The sequence below is a fragment of the Butyrivibrio sp. AE2015 genome, assembly GCF_000420825.1.
GTDB lineage: Bacteria > Bacillota > Clostridia > Lachnospirales > Lachnospiraceae > Butyrivibrio.
In genome coordinates, this window is the sequence record NZ_ATVR01000002.1 from 206,490 (window position 1) to 229,206 (window position 22,717).

Genomic DNA, 22,717 nt, shown 5'->3' on the forward strand with positions numbered 1-22,717 from the left:
ACACATATTTCAATTACCCGCAAATAACGGGATTAGAAATAGCAAGGTTTGTACAATCACTCTTTGCAATGAAATATACAAAACGGTCTTCTTTTATGGTCTGTTCTATTTTCTGGCTGTAATCGTAGAAGCCGTTTTCTTTTTTTGCATCAAGCTCTATTTCTTTTAACAGGCCATTCTCAGAATGAACTTCCAACTTTGTAAGTTCTCTGTTTGATAAAAGCTTTAGATCTATATGGAGCTCTTTTTCGCCGCAGAGCTTCTCACCTGGAAGCTTGCCATTAACAGTCGGAATAAGTATTGGTCCGTTAGTTAAGAAGCTGTGTCCACTCTTTAGAGTCTGTAAAAGATTTTTCTGCTCCCTGTCTTTACCGGCATGAATGTAAGTTCTGACGCCGCCACTTGTAAGGCAGGTCTCAGCCCATTTCTCAAGTATTGGTAACAGGCTTTCGCATATAAGCTCAAATACATGGACTTCTTCAGGATACTTTTCCTCCAGTTCTGACTTGTTTTCTTTTATCAAATCGTACGTATCGAGAATATTGTCATAGAGCACGTGGTAATCGTCTGCAGCAATGTTGTGAGTATCACTTCCTGTTGTTGCCGGAAGGAAAAGGCCTCTTCTAAGGCACTTAAGCCACAGCTCATATGCCGCATAGTCTGTGCTTCCCATCATCATTGGGGCTGAGCCGTTCCATATCTCCATAGTCTCAAAGATGTCCAGCATATCCTCAAAATTCGGATTCCAGGAGATCGATCTCTGAAGATCTCTTGGGTGATTTATCTGTGGAAGGCCTCCGTTTGCCTTGATCTCATCTGTGATCCTCACAAACTCAGCTCTTAAATACTCATCTGTCCTGTGCTCATCATCAGGAATTTTATATATTACATCCTTTTCAACGCCCATCTGCATAACATGGCCATTAGATGTAGAAATCTCTTTTGACATTATTGGTGTAAAATCATCTCTCTTGCAGGCTCTCCAATAATCATGGTTGAGCACGTTGTGATGATCGGAAAGTGCACCATACCTAAGACCCATGGCCATCATGGAATTAGCAACTTCCTTTGGAGATTCAACCACATCATCATCCCCGCCAAACACAGGGCTTGAATAAATGCAGTGGTGGTGCAGATCTCCGGCAATCCATCCATCATCTGACAGATCAATGAAATGATTTAATTCATACTGTCTTTTTTCATATTTATTTTCTGTTACTTCCAAAGAGTCTGTGATGATCTCATACTCACTTCCTTTGGAAATCTCTACTACGTATTGTCCAACAGGAAGCTTTCTTGAAAGGCATCCGTCAAAGCCGGTAATGTCGCGGATCATGGTTATTTTTCCGTTTACTCTGTTAAAGTTCTCAGGCGTCTCTCCGGGTAATAATTTAAAGAGCTTTACCTGGGCCGGAGTTCCCTGGCCGTGGCACTTTGTTTCTATATAAATACTTCCGAGGGTTCCGTTTTTATCTACGATTCCATTGTTATGAAATCTGTTTCTATCATTTGTCCCCGGATAATCTACTTCGTTTACTCTTTTATTTCCTTTAAGTTTGTAGTTTTCCAGTGCATATTTTGTGAATAAAAGTAGTCTATCTGCATCCATGTTGGATACGACTACGTCTTTTTTGCCTTCTTCTTTAAATTTCCCCTGCAACAGCCCGATGGCTATTGATAAAAACTTTGTTTCTTTACTCATGATTGCTCCTCTCTGTTGTAACTGCAAAATAATGGCACGAATTGCTCCGTTGCTCGCAACTCTCGCAATTCTAGAACATTCGGAATTCGCACAATAGTGCTTCTTCCTCATATTCTTCGGGTTTCAAAGCCATAATACTTATCATGCTAGCATGAACGTATTATGTCCTTTCTCCCCTGCCATTAAAAAATGTATGACATAGAGCATAATCATATCTCCATATCATACATTTTATTTTCATAATCGTGCATTATCTACGCGGTTTTTATGTTATCTATTTAAAAAGATTGCATTTTTTGTTGTTGCTCTTATGACCAGCTTTCACCACAAAGGACAATATTTGCAATCATCAATTGCATTTTTTCGCCCTGTTATTATACCTGAAAATCCCCAAAAACACTGGTCAATGGAGTTGCCTTGTAGGCATTTAACAAAGCTGCAGCATATTCACTCTGGGAAAGAGTCGTTCCTGCTGCCCCTAAAGTATTCGCTGTAAGAGAATTGGAATTCAAATCTGCAAGAGTGAGGTCATCGGAGCTACTTGTGCTGCTCTCGGAAGTCCCGCTTATAAGCGTGTTTTGCAAGAGATTTCCAGAAAAGTACGCGGACTGCGCCAGCTCTTTTAACGCATTCTGAGAAAGAAGCCCGTTGTAGGCGTTCGAGTTGGCTGCTGAATCCCCATCTGTTGAAGTTGACGAGGGCTGTGTTTCTTCAACGGCTGAAATTGCAATTCCACTAAGGTCTGCCCCGTGTTCTGCCATATTCTGTAGTATTTCAGCCTTTACATCCACTGTGTGGGATGCGATGTTTTTGGTAATTTCAGATCGAACATCGACACTTCGGCTTGCTATGTTATTCAGAATTGTCGTTTCAAGATCCATGTCAGTAAATACTGAATTTATTTTGTCAGTCAGGGCATCCTGAGTTGCTGCGCTGACTTCTGCATCTTCTGCCAAAGAAGACTCACTGCTGTCCTGGGCTGCCTTATTCAGATATTTTTGGAAAGCGGAAACGCCACTAGAATCTGTGGTATTAGAATCTTCAGATGTAGCCTTGGCTACATCTGAAATAGAATACAAATAATTATTTACCGCACTTACAATCCCCGAAATGCTCAGTGCCATGATCTTTCTCCCCAGAAATCCTCATAATACTTTTTTATAAATATTCGCCGTTTCTTTAATTACATTATATAGTCAATAATTGTTTTGTAAAACAATATATTGTTTGTATTTGAAAAAATGATCATTTTGCTGATAACATATTTCAATTATTACCTTTAGAACCTTCCGGGATAGCCAATTTCCTGGGCTCTTTCGTTAAGAACCGCTTTTATCCCTTCAGAATCATATATCTGGAATCCCTCGTCCTTAAATCTGACTCCCAGTTCTGCTATATCTGCTTTTCCGGCTTCAGTTTCTACTTCGCTATAACTATCATCAAATGTATAGAAAGAATAGAAAGAATTTCTTTCCTCATAATTCTGCTCAAAATAATACTCGAGAACAGCCATGTGCTCGGCATCTATTCCTTCTGTGGAAATCGAAGTTACTGAATCACCCTTATAAATGTCATATGTTTCCATCAAAGAAAGTGTTTCTGACACACCATAAAAGAATTTATATTCTCCGCTTGCGTCTACGTAAGCATAATCCACATCATGGATATTAGCAGCTGATGCTCCGCCGCTCTCAATTGTTCCATCGGCGTTAACTGTTACGTATGATCTTTCTGTAGTACTTTGGTCATAGCAAATAACAAATCCATCATTTATTTTTTTGATTATCATATCAAGGCCAAATCCAGCGCTAAGCTGAGCCTCAACAAGAAGTTCTTCCTCTCCGTCACTTCCGCAATCCACCTTTGAATATGTGATTTCAGCATCCTGCTGAAAATCTTCAATCTTCTTTAAAGCATCACATATTTCGTTAACGGTATAACTTTCACCAACTGTGAGTACCTGTGACAGCTCAAAATATCCAGGAACATCGCCTTTTCCAGTGTATTTCACTTTGGCAGTTCCATTTTCTACATCGGCATATGTCTGCCCATCTGAATTTTCTACTGCATTTCCTGCTCCATTCTCCGCGGTGCTTTCTGATGCAGCTTCTGTTGTTTTTCCTGTGGTGTTCTCCGCCTTACTTTCTGCTGGAGTATCAATTGAGCTCCATGTCGCGTTCTCCGCATCATTCGCTCCACATCCAGCCATTACCATTGCAGCAGCAACCGCCGCTACAGCGATTCCCGCCATTTTCTGATTTCTTTTCATAGCATCCTCCTCATAATTTGTATCTATCTTGAAATGCCTCATTTAAGGCATCTTCAAGTCAAACTGGTGTTTCCATTCCTCATAGCGAAGAACCTGCATACATACATTATAGTCTACCTGTGAAAAAAGCATATGCAAGAACTGCTAACCTTATTTCATTAGCAGACACCTTATCTTTTATATTTATTTTAATTCAAAGAATACCAGAGAATAAAATGGCCCTCTAACCCCGTCCCCAAGGGACCAAAAAGGGTCAAGATACCGATAAGACAAACGTCTTAATTTCAAATGGCTCAATCTCAAATGACAAAAGTTTATTCTGGGCATCGTAGCTAAAGCCATCATGTATTTCAGTCTTTTTTTCAAGAAGGTCACACTCAGCCACGTCTTTCGGACCAATATCAAAGGCTGTAAACAGGCTTGCTTTAACAGTGTGCTTTTCACCGTATCCTTCAAATAATCTGATCACTATATCATTTGAGTTCTCAGCCATCTTAACAGCTTCAACGAATACGCCTCTTTCTTCGATGTCAATTACGCCACGCATAGCTGCTGCCACTATGTCAGATGGCTGACCGCTTAAAGAGCTCTTGTTCTCAGGAATATAGAAATGACTGTTCTCATTTAACTTTCTAGCCTCCTCTATTACTTTGCCTTCTCTGTAATCGCCCTCATGAGGGAAAAGAGAATAGGTAAACTCATGAAGTCCCTGATCTGCGTTAGGGTTCGGGAATATTCCTGACTTGATAAGTGTAAGTCTCATAAGTTTTTCTTTTGCATCATAGCCGTATTTGCAGTCATTAAGTACAGCGACACCAAAAGAGCCTTCTTTATCAGAAATATCCATCCATTTATGAACACAACACTCAAACTTAGCTCTATCCCAGCTGTTTTCTCTCTTGAGATTTCGTTTCAGATTACCATACTGAGTCTCGCATGTGATCTGTTCTGAATCCACATCAACAGGGAATGCAGCCTTCAAAAGAGTCTGATGCTCATGCCAATCTATTTTTGTCTCAAAATCTATGCGCTTCGAATCTGCATAGAAATGGATATTCTGCTGAATTTCAGAGTTTCTGAATGGCCTCTTTATACTAATTACGATTTCTCCCGTTTTATCAACACCGCTCACTGACAACTCGCTTATATCTGTAACATCCCATGAAACATTCTCAAAATCTGCATCGATATTCCAGCAGTCGTACTCTTTAGGCTTATCCTCAAAGGCAATCAGTCTGTTCAAAGGACTCTGGTTCGTATCTCTAAGCTCTTTTCCACATTTTTTGTCAAAAAGACTTTCTAATTCACCATTGCTGTCCACTACTACTGTATAAAATCTTGTATTTATAAAAATCTTTCCATCTTTATTTTCACAAGTAATGTCATTACTTACAGCTTTTTTCTCACCACAAGCAATATCACCGCCTTCAGCATTATCCACACCGCAGACAAGCTTTGACAGATCAAGTTCCTTTACTGCTTCGTCTATGATATTTTCTGCTCTTCTTTTTATATCAGCATAGTCCACGTCAGAATCCTGATAAACTTCTTCTATTGAAGATCCCGGTAAAATATCGTGGAACTGATTGAGCATGATCTTCTTCCAGATATCCTTAATTTCTTTTGCCGGATATGCACTCTTTCCCTGTAAAAATGCGCATACAGACAAAAGCTCAGCTTCTGCTAAGAGATACTCTGACCTTCTGTTATTCTTTTTGTTCTTTCCTATAGATGTGTAGGTTCCTCTGTGATATTCAAGATAAAGCTCATCTTTCCAAACTGAAACCTCCCTATCTTCAACCTTCTTTAATAGCTTTTCAAAAAACTCTCCAACTGTTTCCTGCCTGGTCCTTGGAACTCCTGGAATCCCCATCTCAAGCCTTCTACTCATCTCCAGCATTTCCCAGGTTGGACCGCCGCCTCCATCTCCATATCCATAGCAGTCAAGAACTACATCTGTAAGGTCTTTTTCCCTGAAGGCTTCCCATGCTCCCATTACCTGAGATGCATTCTGCCTTCCGTTGTAGGTATAGTTAAGGATCCTGTCATCCTTTCCTGCTTCCACAGCCTTGTCGTAATCACAGGTTGTGATTATATAGGTAGGGATCACGCTGCCATCGATACCTTCCCAGTTGAAAAGATCATGTGGCATCCTGTTGGTATCATTCCAGGCAACCTTTGTGGTCATAAAGGCCTTTATTCCGCTCTTTTTAAGGATTTGTGGAAGAGCTGCGCTATAGCCAAACACATCAGGGAGCCACAAAACCTTGCTGTCTACACCAAACTCCTCTTTAAAATACTCTTTTCCATAAAGGATCTGCCTGACCAGAGACTCACCTGAAGTCAGGTTACAGTCTGCCTCAAGCCACATTGCACCTTCGGGTTCAAAGCGGCCTTCCTTAACTTTCTCTTTTATCTCCTCAAAGAGCTCTGGCTCTTCTTCCTTCACAAACTCATACATCTGTGGAGTACTAGCCATGAAAAGATATTCCGGATACTTTTTCATAAGTTCCATAACAGTTGAGTAGCTGCGAATGACCTTTTCTCTTGTCTGACGAATTCTCCACTTCCAGGCAACATCTATGTGAGTATGTCCAACACTTGCCACCGTAACCGGCAGATAATCTTTGCCATATAGGTTTTTCCTTAGGAAATCTGCGGCTTCTGCGAGTTTTCCACAATTGTTGGTAAGTGGATTTTTATTATCCACGTTTTCCACGTCTATTAATCCACACGCTGTGGATAGTCCCTCAAGTATGATTTTCACGGAGTTTTGCACATCCGTGGATATCTTTGTGGATAACTCATCGAGAATCTCATCAGAGATTTCCACATTTTTATTCTGCTCTTCAAAGGCTCCTGCGGTTGTATCAAGCACAGATTCGCGCTTTGAGGAAGGAATCCCAAGCATGGCCTGCATGGCTTCAAATGGGACTTTCAGGTCAAAATAGAGCTTCTGAACAGCCTCATTTCTGGCAGCAATTGTCATCTTCAGATAGTTCTCATTTTTATCAAGATTTGAATAGGCATATATCCTGATATCCACAGTCCTATCTTTTCCACAATCCCAATCTTCTTTATCAAAGATAGTAATGCTGTTGTGGTTCATATCCATTCCGCAACGTCTTTTACCATTTATGTATACCAGCATCTGTGGATTGTTTGTATTCCATATGTCTTCAGCCCCTGTGGATAAAAAGAGAAGAACCTCTTTTCCTCTATAAATCTCAGGTATTTCCACTGCCACATGAAAACAGTAGTGAGTATCCGTCTCTCCCCAGGAAGCTCCATGTTCAAATCTCTCCCATATTGAAGTGTCTTCTAAAACTGTTTCCCTGCTGCCATAAGGAACTTCTTTTATCCTGATCCCATCTTCGGTCATCAGCTCATCTACTGGTCTGACATCTTCCCAAAGACTATTCTCCAACATTTCTATTGTGTCTTTTATCTTGTTATATTTTTCTGCTTTACCCATTTTTTAACCCCTGTTTTAAGCAATGTTTATAATACTTAATGTAGCATACACGCTATTACTAATAAATACCTATAAATATTTGAATCACTGAAAAAGAATACAGTTCCGTCTTTACCCTGTGCTCAATAATCGCCTCCCCCCTTACAATTTTACTTACTTTTTCTGCAATTTATATCTCACAATTGGAAACCAGTTTGCGTTATAATAGTTTCATAAACTTCGAAAGGACGCTTACATTATGAGACAGCTAAAACCTATTACTAACAAACTTTTGTGGATCTTTGCATTGGGGCAGTTTGGATGGAGTCTTTTATCCGGAATCGTATCTAACTGGATGGTGTACTACTACACCGGAAGTCCCGATGCTCAGAATCCAAACACCGGTCTCTTTGCATCAGGCATAACTCAGGAACCGATTCTTTTTAAATTAACATTATTTGGTCTTGTTCTTGCTGCGGGAAGAATATTTGACGCCATTACAGATCCTCTGATCGCAGGATGGTCCGACAGATGCTCCAACAAAAAAGGCCGTCGAATCCCATTTTTACGCACAATGGCAATTCCATTTTCTCTTTGTACAATTGGACTTTTTGCGCTTCCTCAGACATCATTAATTGCAGCTAACGACGTTATCCTTTTTGTTCTGCTCATGGTCTTTTACCTCTTCATGACCATGTTCTGCACTCCATACAACGCTCTTATTGCAGAGCTTGGTGATACACAGCAGCACAGGATCAACGTTTCAACTTATATTTCATTTACTTTTATTGTTGGTCAGAGTATTTCGTTCCTGCTTCCAAACCTTGCAGGTGCACTTACCGGGGTAGCCGGACAAAAAGGTGCTATTCGCCTGTCAGTTGCTATAATGTCTGCAATTGCATGCATAGCAATGCTCATCCCTGCCTTTTATATTAACGAAAAAGACTACATCGACAGCACGCCAAGTGATACCAAGCCATTTAAATCTCTTGCCCAGACCTTTTCAAATGTTCAGTTCCGTCACTTTGTATATAGCGATGTTATCTATTTCTTTGCACTGACTCTTTTCCAGACAGGACTTGCCTTCTATGAGACCAAGCTTATGGAGATTGAGGATACCTGGACCTTTGTTTTAACTGCTACAATGACAGCCATAAGTGTTATGCTCTATCCTCTGGTAAACCTTCTTGCCAAGAAGATTGGTAAAAAGACACTTATCATCATCGGATTTTTCGCATACTGCTGCGTATTTGCTATAACAGTATTCTGCGGAAAAGGTCTTCATTGGGGATTCATCATCGCTGTAACAGCAGCGATCCCTATGGCTATCCTCGGAATTCTTCCTCAGGCCTGCGTTGCCGATGTTGCTGAACTTACAAGACTTGAAACAGGTGAAGACAGAAGCGGCATGTTCTTTGCAGCAAGAACTTTTGCCTTTAAGATGGGACAGGCGCTTGCAATGGTAATCTTCACATCAGTCACTGTTTCACAGACCAAACAGAGCTACCGTTTAACAGCACTAGTTGCATTTATCTGCTGCTTTATCGGAGCCTGCATCTTCTTTACTTTTAATGAAAAACAGATTCTTGGAAAGATAAAAGAACTTAAAGGAAGCGATGAGATCTGATCAAATCAGTTGAGAATTTATAAAATAAAAAAATCAAGCGAAATATTTCTAGCTGAAAAAGCTGCTCAGTAAAACACTGGGCAGCTTTTTCACGTTATGAGGAGTTTATTTAGAACTTAACAACTTCAGGCTCACTAGTAAATGAGCTGAATGTTGCAGTTGCATTCTTGAGATAGAATACTTCTGTGTTTCCATCATCTGCTTTGTACATGTTCTGAAGTGATGGATACGCATCAAGCATAGACTGACGAGCTTCAACTCTGTCATCCTCTACGAGCTCACCTGCTACACGAAGCCATTCTCCGCCTTTGAAAGCACAAATCTCAACCTTAGGATTAGCATGTATTTGCTTTGATACATCCTTTACTTTTCCTGTCTGAATATAGAGCTTACCTTCGAAAATGTGGGCTGTTCCAAAAGGTCTTACTCTTGGCTGATCACCCTCTACTGTAGCAAGATAATATGTTCCTGCATCTTTAAGAAACTGTGCAACTCTCTCCATCTTTTTCATCTCCTTTATATTAATTGTAGCAATCATGGTTACGTTTTATATAATTATATTGCGCGCAATCTCGAAAGGCAACATCTTATTTTCTCATTAACCAAGTATAGTTTTTAGCTGGTCTTTAATAAATATTGGAATCTGCTCTGCCAGCTCATCCCAAGGCATGTAGTCTGTTTCAGGAATTGAAACTTCCTCAAATTCCATTGACGGTTCAAATGAAAAATGCTCTCTTATATACTTAACAACCTTCTCATTTTCCTCATCCGTTATATGAATATCCTTAAGGTATCTTTCCGGCGCATCCAGTCCATGAATGCCCGCAAGCCTACCACAACTCTCAGAAAGTTCTGTGTATAGATACATCACCTTTGGACTGCAGAGCATCGCATGCTTCCCCGGCTGAGAGTACATTATCAGCCTGCTGCCCTTTGGATAAACTATCTCAGCGCTATTGCCTCTCTTTATAAAAAACTCTTCACCCAACGCATCCTTTTTATTAAAAGAAGTAAGCTCAGGAACCAGGGCATTCAAAAATCTTCCGTGGTAACTCCCTTCAGCTCCTACGATGTTGTCATAATCATCAATATATATCCAGATATGCTCAAGGTCATATAAATGCTGAATATCATAATCCAGGTAATACGCGTATTCTATAACTTTTACTGCCCCTTTGAAATTTTCAAAATCAAAGGTCCTGTTAAAAGACTTACTTCTAGCCCCATTTTCATTATATATTTCATAGCCCACCTTCTTTATCTTTATTGGCTCTTTAATATCCATAAAGATAATCGGTGCATAGTCCAAGAAAGTATTACTCATCTTCTCATCTCTCTTCTTTGCAAAAAAGAGATGGTCAAAAAGACCATCTCTTTAGCTAATCTATTTGTGTTCGTTAGATCAAAGCTGAGGACCAGCTGATACAAGTGCCTTACCAGCATCGTTGCCTGTGTACTTAACGAAGTTCTTCTGGAATCTTGCAGCAAGATCCTTTGCCTTCTCTTCCCACTCAGAAGCGTTAGCATATGTATCTCTAGGATCAAGGATAGCTGGATCAACTCCTGGAAGAGATGTAGGTACTTCGAAATCGAAGTAAGGAATCTTCTTTGTCTCAGCCTTAAGAACGTCTCCGCTAAGGATTGCATCGATGATTCCACGAGTATCCTTAATAGAAATTCTCTTGCCTGTTCCGTTCCAACCTGTGTTTACAAGGTAAGCCTTAGCTCCGCTCTTCTGCATCTTCTTAACAAGTTCCTGAGCGTACTTTGTAGGATGAAGCTCAAGGAATGCCTGTCCGAAGCAAGCTGAGAATGTAGGTGTAGGCTCTGTGATTCCTCTCTCTGTTCCAGCAAGCTTAGCTGTGAAGCCTGAAAGGAAGTAGTACTGTGTCTGCTCAGGTGTAAGGATTGATACTGGAGGAAGTACTCCAAAAGCATCTGCTGAAAGGAAGATTACGTTATCAGCATCAGGACCAGCTGAAACCTTATTTACCTTCTGAGCAATCTTATCGATGAAGTCGATAGGATATGATACACGAGTATTTTCTGTAACGCTCTTATCATCAAAATCAATCTTGCCGTTAGCATCTACTGTTACGTTCTCAAGAAGAGCATTTCTCTTGATTGCATTGTAGATATCAGGCTCAGACTCTTTATCAAGGCCGATAACCTTAGCATAGCAACCACCTTCAAGGTTGAATACGCCGTTGTCATCCCAGCCGTGCTCGTCATCACCGATGAGGAGTCTCTTAGGATCTGTTGAAAGTGTTGTCTTACCTGTTCCTGAAAGACCGAAGAAGATTGCTGTGTGCTTTCCATCCATATCTGTGTTAGCTGAGCAGTGCATAGAAGCGATGCCCTGAAGTGGAAGGAAGTAGTTCTGCATTGAGAACAGACCCTTCTTCATCTCTCCGCCGTACCATGTATTAAGGATAACCTGCTCTTTGCTTGTTACGTTGAAAAGAACTGCTGTCTCAGAGTTAAGTCCGAGTTCCTTATAGTTCTCAACCTTAGCCTTAGAAGCGTTGTAAACAACGAAATCAGGCTTGAAGTTTGCCTGCTCTTCTTCTGTAGGACGGATGAACATGTTCTTTACAAAGTGTGCCTGCCAAGCTACTTCCATGATGAAACGAACAGCAAGACGTGTTCCTTCATTAGCTCCGCAGAAACCATCTACTACATAAAGCTTCTTGTTTGAAAGCTCTTCTACAGCGAGCTTTTTGCAAGCGTCCCAAGCTGCCTGAGATGCTCTGTGGTTATCGTTAGGATATTCCTCAGATGTCCACCATACTGTGTCCTTAGACTTCTCATCTTCTACAATGAACTTATCTTTTGGAGAACGGCCTGTATAAATACCTGTCATTACGTTTACAGCGCCAAGCTCTGTTTCCTGACCCTTGTCAAAGCCCTCAAGGCTAGGATCTGTCTCATCAGCAAAAAGCTGCTCGTATGATGGATTGTAAACGACTTCTTTTACTCCTGTGATGCCATACTGGCTTAAATCGATGTTTGCCATTTTGCTATCCTCTTTTCTTATAATAATTGTTTTTACGGACAAATTAATAAAATAATCTGATAACCCGTAGTTGCACATAGTAAATATCGGAAAATTACGCCCGATACTACTTTTATACTACAAAGTCAAAGTTTTAACAAGTTTTTTAATGCAAAATATCTATAAAATTACTGTAAATAATTGTCAATTTCAAAGCACAATACGGAATGTGGTTTAAGCTTAAACTTCTCGCCATTTGACAGCTCTTTTGCCACATTGCTCCACATCTCTACAGCCTGATATCTCTTCCTTGGAGAAAGACCTATATCCTTAAGCTTTAATTTGACTTTCTTCTCTTCCTCGCTGATGTTGAAAAGAGCAAGATAAAGCTTTCCGTCCTTTGTTACACTTCTCCAGATAACAAAGTCGTCTTTTCGCAGGATCTGTCTGGCTTTTCTGCCATTCTTATGCATATTCATAATTCTCTCGTTAGTGAGAAGGCTGTCGGTAAACTCATCGTTATCCCTAAGCTCTCCGCCAAACATAAGTGGAGATCTGAATATGCACCAAAGAGTCATAAGTATCTTTTGCTCATCGTGTGAGAAGTGAGTATAATGCCCCTTTTCACTGCCTTCCTGATTGCAAACACATACGTGTCCTAACGGAAGCATATCGCAATCCGGCCAGTGGTCCTTGCAGCCAACACCCTGCCATGCATAGCATCTTTCAAACATTCCGTAGAGATATTCCCACTTATCCCAGAAATCGTCCGTCATGCGCCACATATTTGCATTTGCTAAAAGAAAATCCTTCTCCTCAACTTTAGCAGGTCCCGGTGACAGGCTGAGGACTATGTCTCTGCCACAATTTGCTATTGCATTTTTAATAAGTTCAATTTCAGATAAAACTGCACCCGGAGCCTCAGGAGCATAATTAACTCTTGCTATGTCATCTACTTTTACATAGTCAATGCCCCATTCTGCATACATTTTAAAAATAGAGTTGTAGTACTCCTGCGCACCTTTAGCCTTTGCATCGACACCATACATATCTGTATTCCACATGCAAACGCTTGAATCATGCGCAATATCCCTTGCAGTAGCATCTGTCCCCAAAAGCTTTGTATTTCTGTGAACAGCCTGCCTTGGTATACCTCTCATAATGTGTATACCAAACTTAAGGCCCATATCATGGATCTGATCCGCGATCGGCTTAAATCCTTTACCATCCTTAGCTGACGGAAATCTGTTCACAGCAGGAACAAGCCTTGAATACTCATCCATTTCAAGTTCTGTGAATTTGTGATACCAGTGAGAATCTGCTGTTGGTTCATACCACTGAATATCGCAGATCACATACTCCCAGCCATAGTCCTTAAGGTGCTCCGCCATATATCTGGCGTTACCCAAAAGCTGCTCTTCATTTACGCTGGCACCATAGCAATCCCAGCTGTTCCACCCCATTGGTGGCCTTTTTGCTACATAATGCTTCTCTCCCATATAACCTCCTGATGCCTGACATTACATAATTTAATTATTTATACCTTACTTTAACAAAGCCTGATAAATATCCCTTTTGCCGACACCCCTGTCAGCTGCTACCTTCTTCATGGCATCCTTATGAGGAACACCCATATCCTCATAATACTTCATGTGATCTTCTATGCTCATTTCCTGCCAGGAAAGACGTTTTTCTTCGTCCTGTTCCTTCAGGCTTTTGCCCTCAATGACCAGAACATATTCGCCTCTAGGCTCATTTTTTTCATAAAAAGAAATTGCTTCTTCTATTGTAGTTGGTGTAACCTCTTCAAATTTCTTGGTAAGCTCTCTGCAAATTGAGATTCTTCTGTTTCCGAGAGTCTCATACAGATCATTTAATGCCGCCTTCAAATGATGAGGTGCCTCATAGACTATCATGGTCCTGGACTCATCCTGCAGATCCTCGAGGATTCTTTTCCTGGATTTCTTGTCATCAGAAGAGGGCAAGAAACCTTCAAAACAGAATCTTCTGGTGCTGAGACCTGAAAGAGTTAGGGCTGTAATACAAGCCGCAGGTCCAGGCAGCGAAGTTACTGTGATTCCTGCCTTGTGGCATTCTGCTACCAAAACCTCGCCCGGGTCTGATATGGCCGGAGTTCCTGCGTCTGTGATCAGCGCAACATTAGTCCCTGAAAGCATCTTTTCAATAAGCCATTTTGCCTTATCGAATTTATTGTATTCATGATAGCTCGTCATTTCTGTATGTATATCGAAATGATTGAGCAGTTTTATGCTGTTTCTTGTGTCCTCCGCAGCAATCAGATCAACGCTCCTTAGCGTCTCTAAAACTCTGAATGTCATATCATCCAGATTACCTATCGGAGTTGCACATAAAAATAACTTTCCCTGCATCTTATTACCTGTCTAAATTGTTCAATTATGGTTTTACTATTTACCCGCTTGAACCGCCTAAATCCATTGATCAGAAACCATAGATATCATAAATCTCTTTAGTATATTTGTGCTGAGATTCATATATTATAAGCGGCGGCTCGACTGTGATCCTGGATTTTCCGCCACGGGCACCTTCTATGAGGACCATGCTGGGCTCTTTATCTATAAATGGATATACTAGCCTCATCCTCTTTGGCTCGAGCTTGTACCTGTTCATGACCACCATTATCTCTGCCAGCCTGAATGGCCTGTGGACCATGTAAAACTTTCCTCCGGGCTTAAGGCACCTGGCTGCTGCCTTTACAACATCCTCAAGGTCGCACAGCACCTCATGCCTTGCTATCGCCTTTGGCCCGTCAGGGTTCTGAAGCCCATGCCCACCGATCATGTATGGCGGATTACTCGTAACAACGTCAAAAGAGGCAGCTTCGAATAACTCGCCTGCCTCCTTAATGTCTCCCTCGACTATCTTTACTTTTTCTTCCAGGTCATTAAGAATCACACTGCGATTTGCCATTTCGGCGCTTTCAGGCTGTATCTCAAGACCCACCAGCTCTTTTGCACCAGTCTTGGCTGCCATTAGTATTGGAATAATTCCTGTTCCGGTTCCAAGATCAAGGACTCTTCCTCCATCCGGTGCTGACGCAAACCCAGACAAAAGAACTGCATCCATTCCAAAGCAGAATTTGTCCGGATCCTGAATGATTCTATAACCGTTTCGCTGCAGATCGTCCAGTCTTTCTCCGGGCTTTAGATCAATTGTCCCCAAGTTTTGACTTTCCTTCCTGTTTTTCAATCTTCTCAAGCTTCTCGAGTTCTTTTATCTCCTCATCTTCCTGAGAATTCTTTTTATTATTCTGATTCTTTTTCTTTGGTTTCTTTCTAATAGACTCTATGTCATCAAGCTTGTACTCGTGAACTTCCTTCTCATCATCCACGTCCACAAGAATCTTGATTGTCTGTCTAAGGATATTTACACTTGATACCTCACCCTCAAGTCCATCCTTAGCCTTACAAATATCACCAATTCCAGGCATTTTTCTGTTAAGCTCTTCGTACACATCCTCTTCATTCTTAAGGCAGCACATAAGCCTTCCACATACGCCTGATATCTTCGTAGGGTTAAGCGATAAGCTCTGTTCCTTGGCCATCTTGATGGAAACAGGAACAAAATCTGACAGATATGAGTGGCAGCAAAGCGGTCTTCCACAAATACCATAACCGCCGATTATCTTGGTCTCATCTCTTACACCAATCTGTCTGAGCTCAATTCTGGTCTTGAAAACAGCTGCAAGATCCTTTACCAATTCTCTAAAGTCGATTCGTCCATCTGCAGTAAAGTAGAAAAGAATCTTATTGTTATCAAAAGTATATTCAGCATCGATGAGCTTCATATCAAGATTATGTTTCCTGATCTTTTCAAGACAAACTCTGAATGCCTCTTTTTCCTTTTCCCTATTGGCCTTCTCCTGCTCATCATCCTTGGTGCTGGCTGTTCTAAGTACAGGCTTTAAAGGCTTTACGACCTCGTCATCCTCAACTTCTCTGGGCTCGCCAACAACTGTTCCATACTCAACGCCACGCGCAGTTTCTACAATTACATGGTCGCCCTTTTTTATCACATATTTTCCTGGTGAAAAGAAATATATCTTTCCGGCCGTTCTAAATCTGACGCCGATTACTCTTGTCATAAATTCTCCTTAACAGCAAGGAGCATCAGCTCCAATGCCAAATCTATATTAACATTCGAATTGATCCTGTTTTTGGCTCTTTCCAAGTCATGGATCATCCGATCTATCTGAGTGTAAGAACACTTTTCAGTAACACTTCTAATATACGATATCTTATCAGAGAAAATCAAGTGATCCTCGTTTTCTGTGGCCTTATAGACAAGCATATCTCTGAATAAAAAAATAAGAACATCCAAAAAGTCCTCAAGTGCCCCAGTGTCGATTCCTTTTTTGCTTGTCTTCTCACTTTCTTCATCCGGCGCAAGTATTTCATGGACTCTGTCCATCATATCGTGAATTTCCAAAGCTTTTAACTTGGAAACAAGCTCAATCGTTCCATTTTTCAGATTATCAAATTTTTCATTTGATGCCAGATCCAGCGCCTTGCCTACATTGCCTCTTGCAAAAGAAGCGCACAACATAGCCTTATAATCAACTACGTGGCAATTTTCCATAAGATACTTCTTTATGGAATCATCCTTTGCCGGCTTCATCGGCAACACTATGCATCTACTGATTATTGTGGGAAGAAAGGCATTTAAGTTATTGGTAAGAATAATAATAACTATATATGAAGGTGGCTCCTCTAGCGTCTTAAGAAGTGCATTCTGCGCCGCCGGTGTCATCTTCTCGCCTTCTGGAATTATATAAATCTTACGATTACTCTCATAAGGTCTGATCACCACATCATCCCTAAGTCCGTGTCTTATATCATCAACACCGATACTCCCCGGTTTCTCATGGGTAAGAGTAATAATATCAGGATGATTACCGCTAAGTGCTTTTATACAGGAAGGACACTCGTTGCAGCTTTCTATCATCCCGTTCTTTTCAAGCCTGTGTTCACATAATAGAGCCTTGGCAAAAACTCTTGCTATAAACTCTTTTCCTGAACCGGTTTCCCCGGATATTATATACGCATGAGATACTTTATCCGTTAAGAGCGCATTCTGCATGTGCTCTTTCATCTGAACTTGATCTATAATATCGGAAAAATCCGCCATCTTTACTCCCTCAGGTAAATATATCCAACAAAAGCCCCTCTATTTGCCCTATCTTGGCAAGAATCCCAATGTTGTCTTTTTCATCCTTAACGAGCTCTCTGGCAAGCTCATCCAGTTCGTCATCCACCTGCCTTATTATTCCATAGACACGGTGCCTTCCCTTTCTATCCAGAAAGTTTTCCCTGGAAAAGACATGGGATCTTGTAACTACCTCGTTCAAAAAATCTTTTATCAACAGTCGGTAACGCTGCATATCTTTGATATCATTGCGTTTACCAATCTTTTGTCCCTGCTGGACAATGTCCTGCAACATAAGATTAAGACGCTCTGCCAGATTTGAATCCTCAAGCTTACTGGTAAGAACGAATTTAAAATCACCAGAAGCCTCCTGAACCTGTTCCTGCGCCTGAACCTGATTTGTCTGCTGAATATTATTTACTCTAATATCCATACTTTGCCCCCGCTGATAAAGCAGCCATAGTTACATTAATATTTTATCCTATTTTCTGAGCAATGTATTCTGTTATTTCTTCTATGCATGATTCTATTTTGGCGTTATTGGTAAATCTTTCTGTAATACCTGCAGACTTTATCTTGTCCTCACTGAAGTCCTCTTCATCTGCAAGAAAACGCCTGCACATCTCATCATACTTGGGATGCTCTTGCTTATCCTCGCGAGCCATAGCCCTTTTTAAACGGATTTTGGCTTCTACGTCTATAAGCAAAGGCACCACATTTTCTTTTCCGAAATAATCTCTTATGTAGCAATATGATTCCAATGTACCAATCACAAGGTAGTTTCCATCTGTAAGATTGATCTGCCCATCATCCACCGTGAAATATCTCCATTCACCATAATGGGTATAATAGGTCCTCTCCTCGATGATCTTGCCCTGTGACTTCAATTCCAGATATTCATTTTCTTTTTTAAAAAAGTACTGAACCCCGTCCTTCTCACCATCTCTCATGGGTCTGGTTGTGTAAGGCACAACTTTATCAAGGCCAAGCTTTTCATTTTTTATAAGCTCCTTGTAGATTGTATCCTTACCCGAGGTGCTCTTTCCCATTAAAAGAAATATCTTTCCCATTAGCTTGATTAAAGCTCCTCTACACGAATCATATTTGTTCTTCCAGGAATTCCAAGTGGTACACCTGCTGTAAGAACAACTTTATCTCCACTCTTTAAGTAGCCTGCATTTTTGGCTGAATTGATTGCCTCTTTAAAGAGCTCATCTGCTGTATCTTCCTGTCTGATATGAAGTGGTGTTACGCCCCACATAAGGTTTGCCTGTCTGCAAACTGTAGGATTGATAGTGCATGCAATGATCTGGCAATTTGGTTTGTATCTTGAGACCATTCCTGCTGTAAATCCGGACATTGTTACTGTAAGAATAGCATCCGCATTTACCTCTGCTGCAATGTTACATGTTGCATGAGAAATGGCATTTGTAACATCTGAAGGAGCGTAATCTCTTTTACGAAGTCTTCCAACGTAATCAATATCTGCTTCTGTACGCTCTGCGATTCTAGCCATTGTCTTAACAGCCTCTACAGGATAATCACCTGATGCTGTCTCTCCTGAAAGCATGATTGCTGTTGTTCCATCGTAAATAGCGTTAGCTACGTCAGTAACCTCAGCACGTGTTGGACGTGGATGATGGATCATTGAATCGAGCATCTGTGTAGCTGTGATAACGTATTTACCCTTAGATTCAGCAAGCTTGATCATATCTTTCTGAATTACAGGAACATCTTCAAATGGAACCTCTACACCCATATCTCCACGAGCAACCATGATTCCATCTGCTGTATCAAGGATAGACTCAAGATTCTTGATACCCTGTGTGCTCTCAATCTTAGCAATGATCTTCATTGGGCTGTTTTTAGCCTTTAATATCTCACGAATAGCAAGTACATCATCTGCAGTTCTTACAAAAGAAGCTGCGACAAAATCAAAGCCCTGCTCGCAACCAAATTCGATATCGCCTCTGTCCTGCTCACTAAGATAAGGCATTGTAAGCTCAGCGCCTGGCACGTTTACACCCTTTTTATCTGAAACAGGTCCACCATTTACAACTGTGCAGATAATATCTGTCTCTGTAACTTCCTCTACTCTAAGCTCAATAAGACCATCATCGATAAGGATTGTCATTCCCTTGTGGCAGTCATTTGTAAGCTCTTTGTATGTTATTGCAACTTCAGACTCAGTTCCCATAATATCACGGGATGTAAGAGTAAACTTCTGTCCTGCTGTCAGCTCTACCTTACCCTTTTCAAAATCCTTCAATCTGATCTCAGGACCCTTTGTATCAAGCATAACTGCGATAGGTAGTCCAAGCTCTTCTCTGAGTTTCTTTATTCTATCATATTTTCTCTTATGCTCCTCGTGAGAACCGTGTGAAAAATTAAAACGGGCTACATTCATTCCTGCAAGCATTATCTCGCGGAGCTTGTCTTCACTCTCACTTGCTGGTCCAATTGTACAAATTATTTTTGTCTTACGCATAATAAACCTTCCTTTTTTTCTATTCCCTGAACGTTAAGTCCTTGATCTAGATATGACCTAACAGTATCAATTATTTCTTTTGTATAAACTTCTCCCGGTACAATAACAGGTATTCCCGGAGGATATAGATTTACGAACTCTGCTGCAATCCTGTTTTCGGCATCGCTAAATGAAACAAACTCGCTTTCAGCATCCCATGCATCGCAAATATTCATTTTCCGCGGAGGTATAAAAGAGATTTTGTGGGAAACTTGATTATCCTGGGCAACAGAAAGACCTTTATCTATTTCTGTTAAAGCGTTTATAAAGCGGTTTATTCCTTCCTCTTTATCCCAGCCTGTAATTATGGCCAAAACAGTGTTTTCTCCAGCCATTTCCAACTGAAGTCCATACTCCTCACGAAGTATATCATATAACTGCTCTCCTGTCATTGTGCTATCTTGGACAGAAACTAGTACTTTTGAGGGATCATCTATTACATTTTTGCCAATTACCTTCAAAACCTTACAATCAGACGTTTCTCTTTGAATCCTATTTCGGAATTTTAATAGATTCTCTATGTAACTGTTACCGTTTTCTTCCATCTCTTTTATGCACAGATCTATTGATGACATAAGCACATAAGATGGACTGCTGGACTGATATATCCTCAAAAAGCGCTTTAATCTGGCTCTATCTATGAGGTCTCCTGATACATGGATCAGTGCCGTTTGCGTCATCGATGGCAAAGTCTTGTGAACACTGTGTATAACAATATCTGCCCCCTGAGAAACAGCATTTTCAGGGACTGATATATATCCTGCCTCCGCTGATGCTTCATTTGCTTCCTTTTCTTTATTAAACATTGTGTCCTGCGTTCCATTAGTACCTAGTCCAAAATGCGCTCCGTGAGCTGCATCCACAATTAATGGGATGCCTCTTCTATGGCATATTTCAGAAATCTTTCGGATATCTGAACATATTCCTTCATACGTAGGAGATGTTATAAAAACTGCTTCTACATCAGTGTCTATATATTGCTCAATATCATCTTCTGAAAAACTATCCGGAATATTCAACCCCTCAATTTGCTTATACGGAAGATATTTAACATTAAGATTTCTTAGATATGCTGCGTGATAAAAAGATTTATGGCTTCCCCTGGCTGCAAGAATTTTTCCGTTTTTTGAAACGGCTGCTGATATAGCTGCAAGAACGCCACTTGTACTGCCATTTACCAAAAAGTATGTCTTATCTGCTCCGTAGAGCTTATTGGCCCTCTCTTCAGCCTCTAGTATGATCCCTGTTTCGTCGTGAAGATTATCATATCCGTCAATTTCCGTTATATCACAACGAAAAGCACCCTTCATCGGGGTGCTTAGCTCATTCCTCTTATGACCTGGCATATGCAATGGATACATATTACTTTCTGCCAAGTTTATCAGTTCCTGGTAAAGATCAGGCATAGTTAACTCTAATTTTTCCCTTTCGTAGCTTAAGCGTCTCTAATGTGGAAGCATATTTATCCGCCAGGCAAACAATCCATGCTTCTCTGCATCTTGGCGGATTGATAGTAAGCGGCCACATATGTTTTGAAATTATATCTTTTTCCCTCTCAGTAAGTGCGAAATCTCTTGTGGCATTTTTTAAGGCGATACCGGGATGATAGAATCCATGAAGCTTAGGATGAATGTTTCCTGGTGCATCTGCTATATGCCAATCATATAGAAAATAGTCATGAAGAAGTGCACCTCTTACAAGCTCCCTCTCACGGCCATTAATAGACAGTTTTCTATTGAGCTTAATTGCGCACAAAGCAACATGAATGCAATGCTCATAGACAGTTACATTTCCATGCTGGATAAACTCTTTTAGCTTTGCAAACTGTTCAGATTGAAGAACTTCTCCTCCATGCTCCCTGAGGATTGCTCTGTATTCTTCATCACTTTCAAGCTCATTTAATATTTCAGGATCAAAAGTATCTGGATCATATCCTTTTATATCCAGAACTTCTTTGATTATTCTTTTATCTTCAGCTGATAATCTCTTCATATACCTCATACCGTTCATCTAAAAATCGATACTACATACATTAACTTGTTTAATATTACCATAATTATCAGTTAAAAGTATAAAAATCATAAAAAAACTCAGTAAACAATTTCAGTCTACTGAGTTAAGAAATTAATAAAAAAGATGCCTAGAGTCGGAATCGAACCAACGACACGAGGATTTTCAGTCCTCTGCTCTACCAACTGAGCTATCTAGGCATAGAGTAGCGGGGACAGGATTTGAACCTATGACCTTCGGGTTATGAGCCCGACGAGCTTCCAGACTGCTCCACCCCGCGTCATTATTTAAAAGCTTTACGCTCATTTGCAATAAAAAAATGGATGGCGGTGGATTCGAACCACCGAAGCAATTTGCAGCAGATTTACAGTCTGTCCCCTTTGGCCACTCGGGAAGCCATCCATATAGAGCCGATGAGCGGACTCGAACCGTTAACCTGCTGATTACAAATCAGCTGCTCTGCCAATTGAGCCACATCGGCTTACACACGAATTGTGTTGTCTTGAAAAATGGGACCTACAGGGCTCGAACCTGTGACCCTCTGCTTGTAAGGCAGATGCTCTCCCAGCTGAGCTAAGATCCCGTTCAAAGTAAACCAAAATATGAAGTTGAGCGACCCGGAGGGGGTTCGAACCCCTGACCTCCGCCGTGACAGGGCGGCGCTCTAACCAGCTGAGCCACCGGGCCATCTTTTGAAGTATTGTACCTTCAAAACCGAACACTGATTTATCTAAATCCAATTCTCTATACTTACCTTTATGGATAAGCCCTCGACCTATTAGTACACATCAGCTGAACACGTTACCATGCTTACACCTTGTGCCTATCTAACCTCGTACTCTACAAGGGGTCTTACTGCCGAAGCAGGGATATCTCATCTTGAGGGGGGCTTCACGCTTAGATGCCTTCAGCGTTTATCCCTTCCGGACGTGGCTACCCAGCCTTATGC

At 40.9% G+C, this 22,717-nt stretch carries 18 protein-coding genes, 6 tRNA genes and 1 rRNA gene; 1 reads left to right on the forward strand and 24 read right to left on the reverse strand.

The features are described 5' to 3' along the window. Positions 1-13: 13 nt before the first annotated feature. From G585_RS16780 to G585_RS0101975, 4 genes are all read right to left on the reverse strand, one after another. Positions 14-1,702, reverse strand: coding sequence for a CehA/McbA family metallohydrolase (locus G585_RS16780; RefSeq protein ID WP_022772600.1), 1,689 nt, complete (start codon positions 1,700-1,702; stop codon positions 14-16). Positions 1,703-2,076: 374 nt separating this feature from the next. Beyond that, entirely contained in the window at positions 2,077-2,826 is a 750-nt protein-coding gene (locus G585_RS0101965) for a hypothetical protein (RefSeq protein WP_022772601.1), read from the reverse strand. Positions 2,827-2,981: 155 nt separating this feature from the next. Then, complete coding sequence (locus G585_RS0101970; protein WP_155827707.1) at positions 2,982-3,971, reverse strand: hypothetical protein; 990 nt, start codon at positions 3,969-3,971, stop codon at positions 2,982-2,984. Positions 3,972-4,224: 253 nt separating this feature from the next. Next, the gene (locus G585_RS0101975; RefSeq protein WP_022772604.1) at positions 4,225-7,446 is read right to left on the reverse strand and encodes an alpha-mannosidase; all 3,222 of its coding nucleotides are present in this window, start codon (positions 7,444-7,446) and stop codon (positions 4,225-4,227) included. Between the two features lie 238 nt (positions 7,447-7,684). On the opposite strand from G585_RS0101975, the gene G585_RS0101980 reads away from it, so the two are divergent. After that, complete coding sequence (locus tag G585_RS0101980; RefSeq protein ID WP_022772606.1) at positions 7,685-9,052, forward strand: MFS transporter; 1,368 nt, start codon at positions 7,685-7,687, stop codon at positions 9,050-9,052. A gap of 109 nt (positions 9,053-9,161) precedes the next feature. Here G585_RS0101980 and G585_RS0101985 read toward each other — a convergent pair whose 3' ends face one another. The 20 genes from G585_RS0101985 to G585_RS0102080 all read right to left on the reverse strand — a co-directional run. Then, positions 9,162-9,554, reverse strand: coding sequence for a pyridoxamine 5'-phosphate oxidase family protein (locus G585_RS0101985; protein ID WP_022772607.1), 393 nt, complete (start codon positions 9,552-9,554; stop codon positions 9,162-9,164). Positions 9,555-9,650: 96 nt separating this feature from the next. Further along, positions 9,651-10,376, reverse strand: a complete 726-nt coding sequence (locus tag G585_RS0101990; RefSeq protein ID WP_022772608.1) for a hypothetical protein — start codon at positions 10,374-10,376, stop codon at positions 9,651-9,653. Positions 10,377-10,454: 78 nt separating this feature from the next. Continuing rightward, positions 10,455-12,068: a phosphoenolpyruvate carboxykinase (ATP) gene (gene pckA, locus G585_RS0101995; RefSeq protein ID WP_022772610.1), complete on the reverse strand. Its 1,614-nt coding sequence runs from the start codon at positions 12,066-12,068 to the stop codon at positions 10,455-10,457. A gap of 167 nt (positions 12,069-12,235) precedes the next feature. Next, positions 12,236-13,546 carry a glycoside hydrolase family 27 protein gene (locus G585_RS0102000; protein WP_022772611.1) on the reverse strand — a complete coding sequence of 437 codons (1,311 nt, stop codon included), beginning with the start codon at positions 13,544-13,546 and terminating at the stop codon, positions 12,236-12,238. Between the two features lie 45 nt (positions 13,547-13,591). Then, the gene (gene rsmI / locus G585_RS0102005) at positions 13,592-14,437 is read right to left on the reverse strand and encodes a 16S rRNA (cytidine(1402)-2'-O)-methyltransferase (RefSeq protein WP_022772612.1); all 846 of its coding nucleotides are present in this window, start codon (positions 14,435-14,437) and stop codon (positions 13,592-13,594) included. Positions 14,438-14,507: 70 nt separating this feature from the next. Further along, entirely contained in the window at positions 14,508-15,152 is a 645-nt protein-coding gene (locus G585_RS0102010; protein ID WP_442852421.1) for a tRNA1(Val) (adenine(37)-N6)-methyltransferase, read from the reverse strand. 82 nt (positions 15,153-15,234) lie between these two features. After that, positions 15,235-16,170 carry a PSP1 domain-containing protein gene (locus tag G585_RS0102015; RefSeq protein ID WP_022772615.1) on the reverse strand — a complete coding sequence of 312 codons (936 nt, stop codon included), beginning with the start codon at positions 16,168-16,170 and terminating at the stop codon, positions 15,235-15,237. After that, entirely contained in the window at positions 16,167-17,213 is a 1,047-nt protein-coding gene (locus G585_RS0102020; RefSeq protein ID WP_022772617.1) for a DNA polymerase III subunit, read from the reverse strand. Before G585_RS0102020 ends, G585_RS0102015 begins: the two co-directional genes overlap by 4 nt. A 10-nt stretch (positions 17,214-17,223) precedes the next feature. Beyond that, positions 17,224-17,664 carry a YaaR family protein gene (locus G585_RS0102025; RefSeq protein ID WP_022772618.1) on the reverse strand — a complete coding sequence of 147 codons (441 nt, stop codon included), beginning with the start codon at positions 17,662-17,664 and terminating at the stop codon, positions 17,224-17,226. 43 nt (positions 17,665-17,707) lie between these two features. After that, on the reverse strand, positions 17,708-18,301 hold the full coding sequence (locus tag G585_RS0102030; RefSeq protein WP_022772619.1) for a guanylate kinase: 594 nt from the start codon (positions 18,299-18,301) through the stop codon (positions 17,708-17,710). An 8-nt stretch (positions 18,302-18,309) separates the two neighbouring features. Continuing rightward, entirely contained in the window at positions 18,310-19,719 is a 1,410-nt protein-coding gene (gene pyk, locus G585_RS0102035) for a pyruvate kinase (protein WP_022772621.1), read from the reverse strand. Then, on the reverse strand, positions 19,701-21,164 hold the full coding sequence (locus G585_RS0102040) for an aminotransferase class I/II-fold pyridoxal phosphate-dependent enzyme (RefSeq protein WP_022772622.1): 1,464 nt from the start codon (positions 21,162-21,164) through the stop codon (positions 19,701-19,703). The genes pyk and G585_RS0102040 overlap by 19 nt, the downstream gene beginning before the upstream one ends. Further along, positions 21,157-21,750, reverse strand: a complete 594-nt coding sequence (locus G585_RS0102045; RefSeq protein WP_022772623.1) for an HD domain-containing protein — start codon at positions 21,748-21,750, stop codon at positions 21,157-21,159. The genes G585_RS0102040 and G585_RS0102045 overlap by 8 nt, the downstream gene beginning before the upstream one ends. 145 nt (positions 21,751-21,895) lie before the next feature. Then, positions 21,896-21,968: transfer RNA gene (locus G585_RS0102050), tRNA-Phe, on the reverse strand. 6 nt (positions 21,969-21,974) lie between these two features. Beyond that, positions 21,975-22,048: transfer RNA gene (locus G585_RS0102055), tRNA-Met, on the reverse strand. A 40-nt stretch (positions 22,049-22,088) separates the two neighbouring features. Further along, positions 22,089-22,170, reverse strand: a tRNA-Tyr gene (locus tag G585_RS0102060). A 6-nt stretch (positions 22,171-22,176) separates the two neighbouring features. Further along, positions 22,177-22,249, reverse strand: a tRNA-Thr gene (locus tag G585_RS0102065). Between the two features lie 29 nt (positions 22,250-22,278). Beyond that, positions 22,279-22,351, reverse strand: a tRNA-Val gene (locus tag G585_RS0102070). A gap of 30 nt (positions 22,352-22,381) precedes the next feature. Continuing rightward, positions 22,382-22,455, reverse strand: a tRNA-Asp gene (locus G585_RS0102075). A gap of 71 nt (positions 22,456-22,526) precedes the next feature. Beyond that, positions 22,527-22,717 (reverse strand): 23S ribosomal RNA (locus G585_RS0102080); the annotation flags it as partial.

Bases quoted from the DNA above. Each gene is read 5' to 3' on its own strand.
- G585_RS0102030 (WP_022772619.1), bottom strand. From the start codon at position 18,301: ATGGGAAAGATATTTCTTTTAATGGGAAAGAGCACCTCGGGTAAGGAT.
- pyk (WP_022772621.1), bottom strand. From the start codon at position 19,719: ATGCGTAAGACAAAAATAATTTGTACAATTGGACCAGCAAGTGAGAGT.
- G585_RS0101970 (WP_155827707.1), bottom strand. From the start codon at position 3,971: ATGAAAAGAAATCAGAAAATGGCGGGAATCGCTGTAGCGGCGGTTGCT.
- G585_RS0102045 (WP_022772623.1), bottom strand. From the start codon at position 21,750: ATGAAGAGATTATCAGCTGAAGATAAAAGAATAATCAAAGAAGTTCTG.
- G585_RS16780 (WP_022772600.1), bottom strand. From the start codon at position 1,702: ATGAGTAAAGAAACAAAGTTTTTATCAATAGCCATCGGGCTGTTGCAG.
- G585_RS0101975 (WP_022772604.1), bottom strand. From the start codon at position 7,446: ATGGGTAAAGCAGAAAAATATAACAAGATAAAAGACACAATAGAAATG.
- pckA (WP_022772610.1), bottom strand. From the start codon at position 12,068: ATGGCAAACATCGATTTAAGCCAGTATGGCATCACAGGAGTAAAAGAA.
- G585_RS0102000 (WP_022772611.1), bottom strand. From the start codon at position 13,546: ATGGGAGAGAAGCATTATGTAGCAAAAAGGCCACCAATGGGGTGGAAC.
- G585_RS0102020 (WP_022772617.1), bottom strand. From the start codon at position 17,213: ATGGCGGATTTTTCCGATATTATAGATCAAGTTCAGATGAAAGAGCAC.
- G585_RS0101980 (WP_022772606.1), top strand. From the start codon at position 7,685: ATGAGACAGCTAAAACCTATTACTAACAAACTTTTGTGGATCTTTGCA.
- G585_RS0101985 (WP_022772607.1), bottom strand. From the start codon at position 9,554: ATGGAGAGAGTTGCACAGTTTCTTAAAGATGCAGGAACATATTATCTT.
- G585_RS0101990 (WP_022772608.1), bottom strand. From the start codon at position 10,376: ATGAGTAATACTTTCTTGGACTATGCACCGATTATCTTTATGGATATT.
- G585_RS0102025 (WP_022772618.1), bottom strand. From the start codon at position 17,664: ATGGATATTAGAGTAAATAATATTCAGCAGACAAATCAGGTTCAGGCG.
- rsmI (WP_022772612.1), bottom strand. From the start codon at position 14,437: ATGCAGGGAAAGTTATTTTTATGTGCAACTCCGATAGGTAATCTGGAT.
- G585_RS0102015 (WP_022772615.1), bottom strand. From the start codon at position 16,170: ATGACAAGAGTAATCGGCGTCAGATTTAGAACGGCCGGAAAGATATAT.
- G585_RS0102010 (WP_442852421.1), bottom strand. From the start codon at position 15,152: ATGGATGCAGTTCTTTTGTCTGGGTTTGCGTCAGCACCGGATGGAGGA.
- G585_RS0102040 (WP_022772622.1), bottom strand. From the start codon at position 21,164: ATGCCTGATCTTTACCAGGAACTGATAAACTTGGCAGAAAGTAATATG.
- G585_RS0101965 (WP_022772601.1), bottom strand. From the start codon at position 2,826: ATGGCACTGAGCATTTCGGGGATTGTAAGTGCGGTAAATAATTATTTG.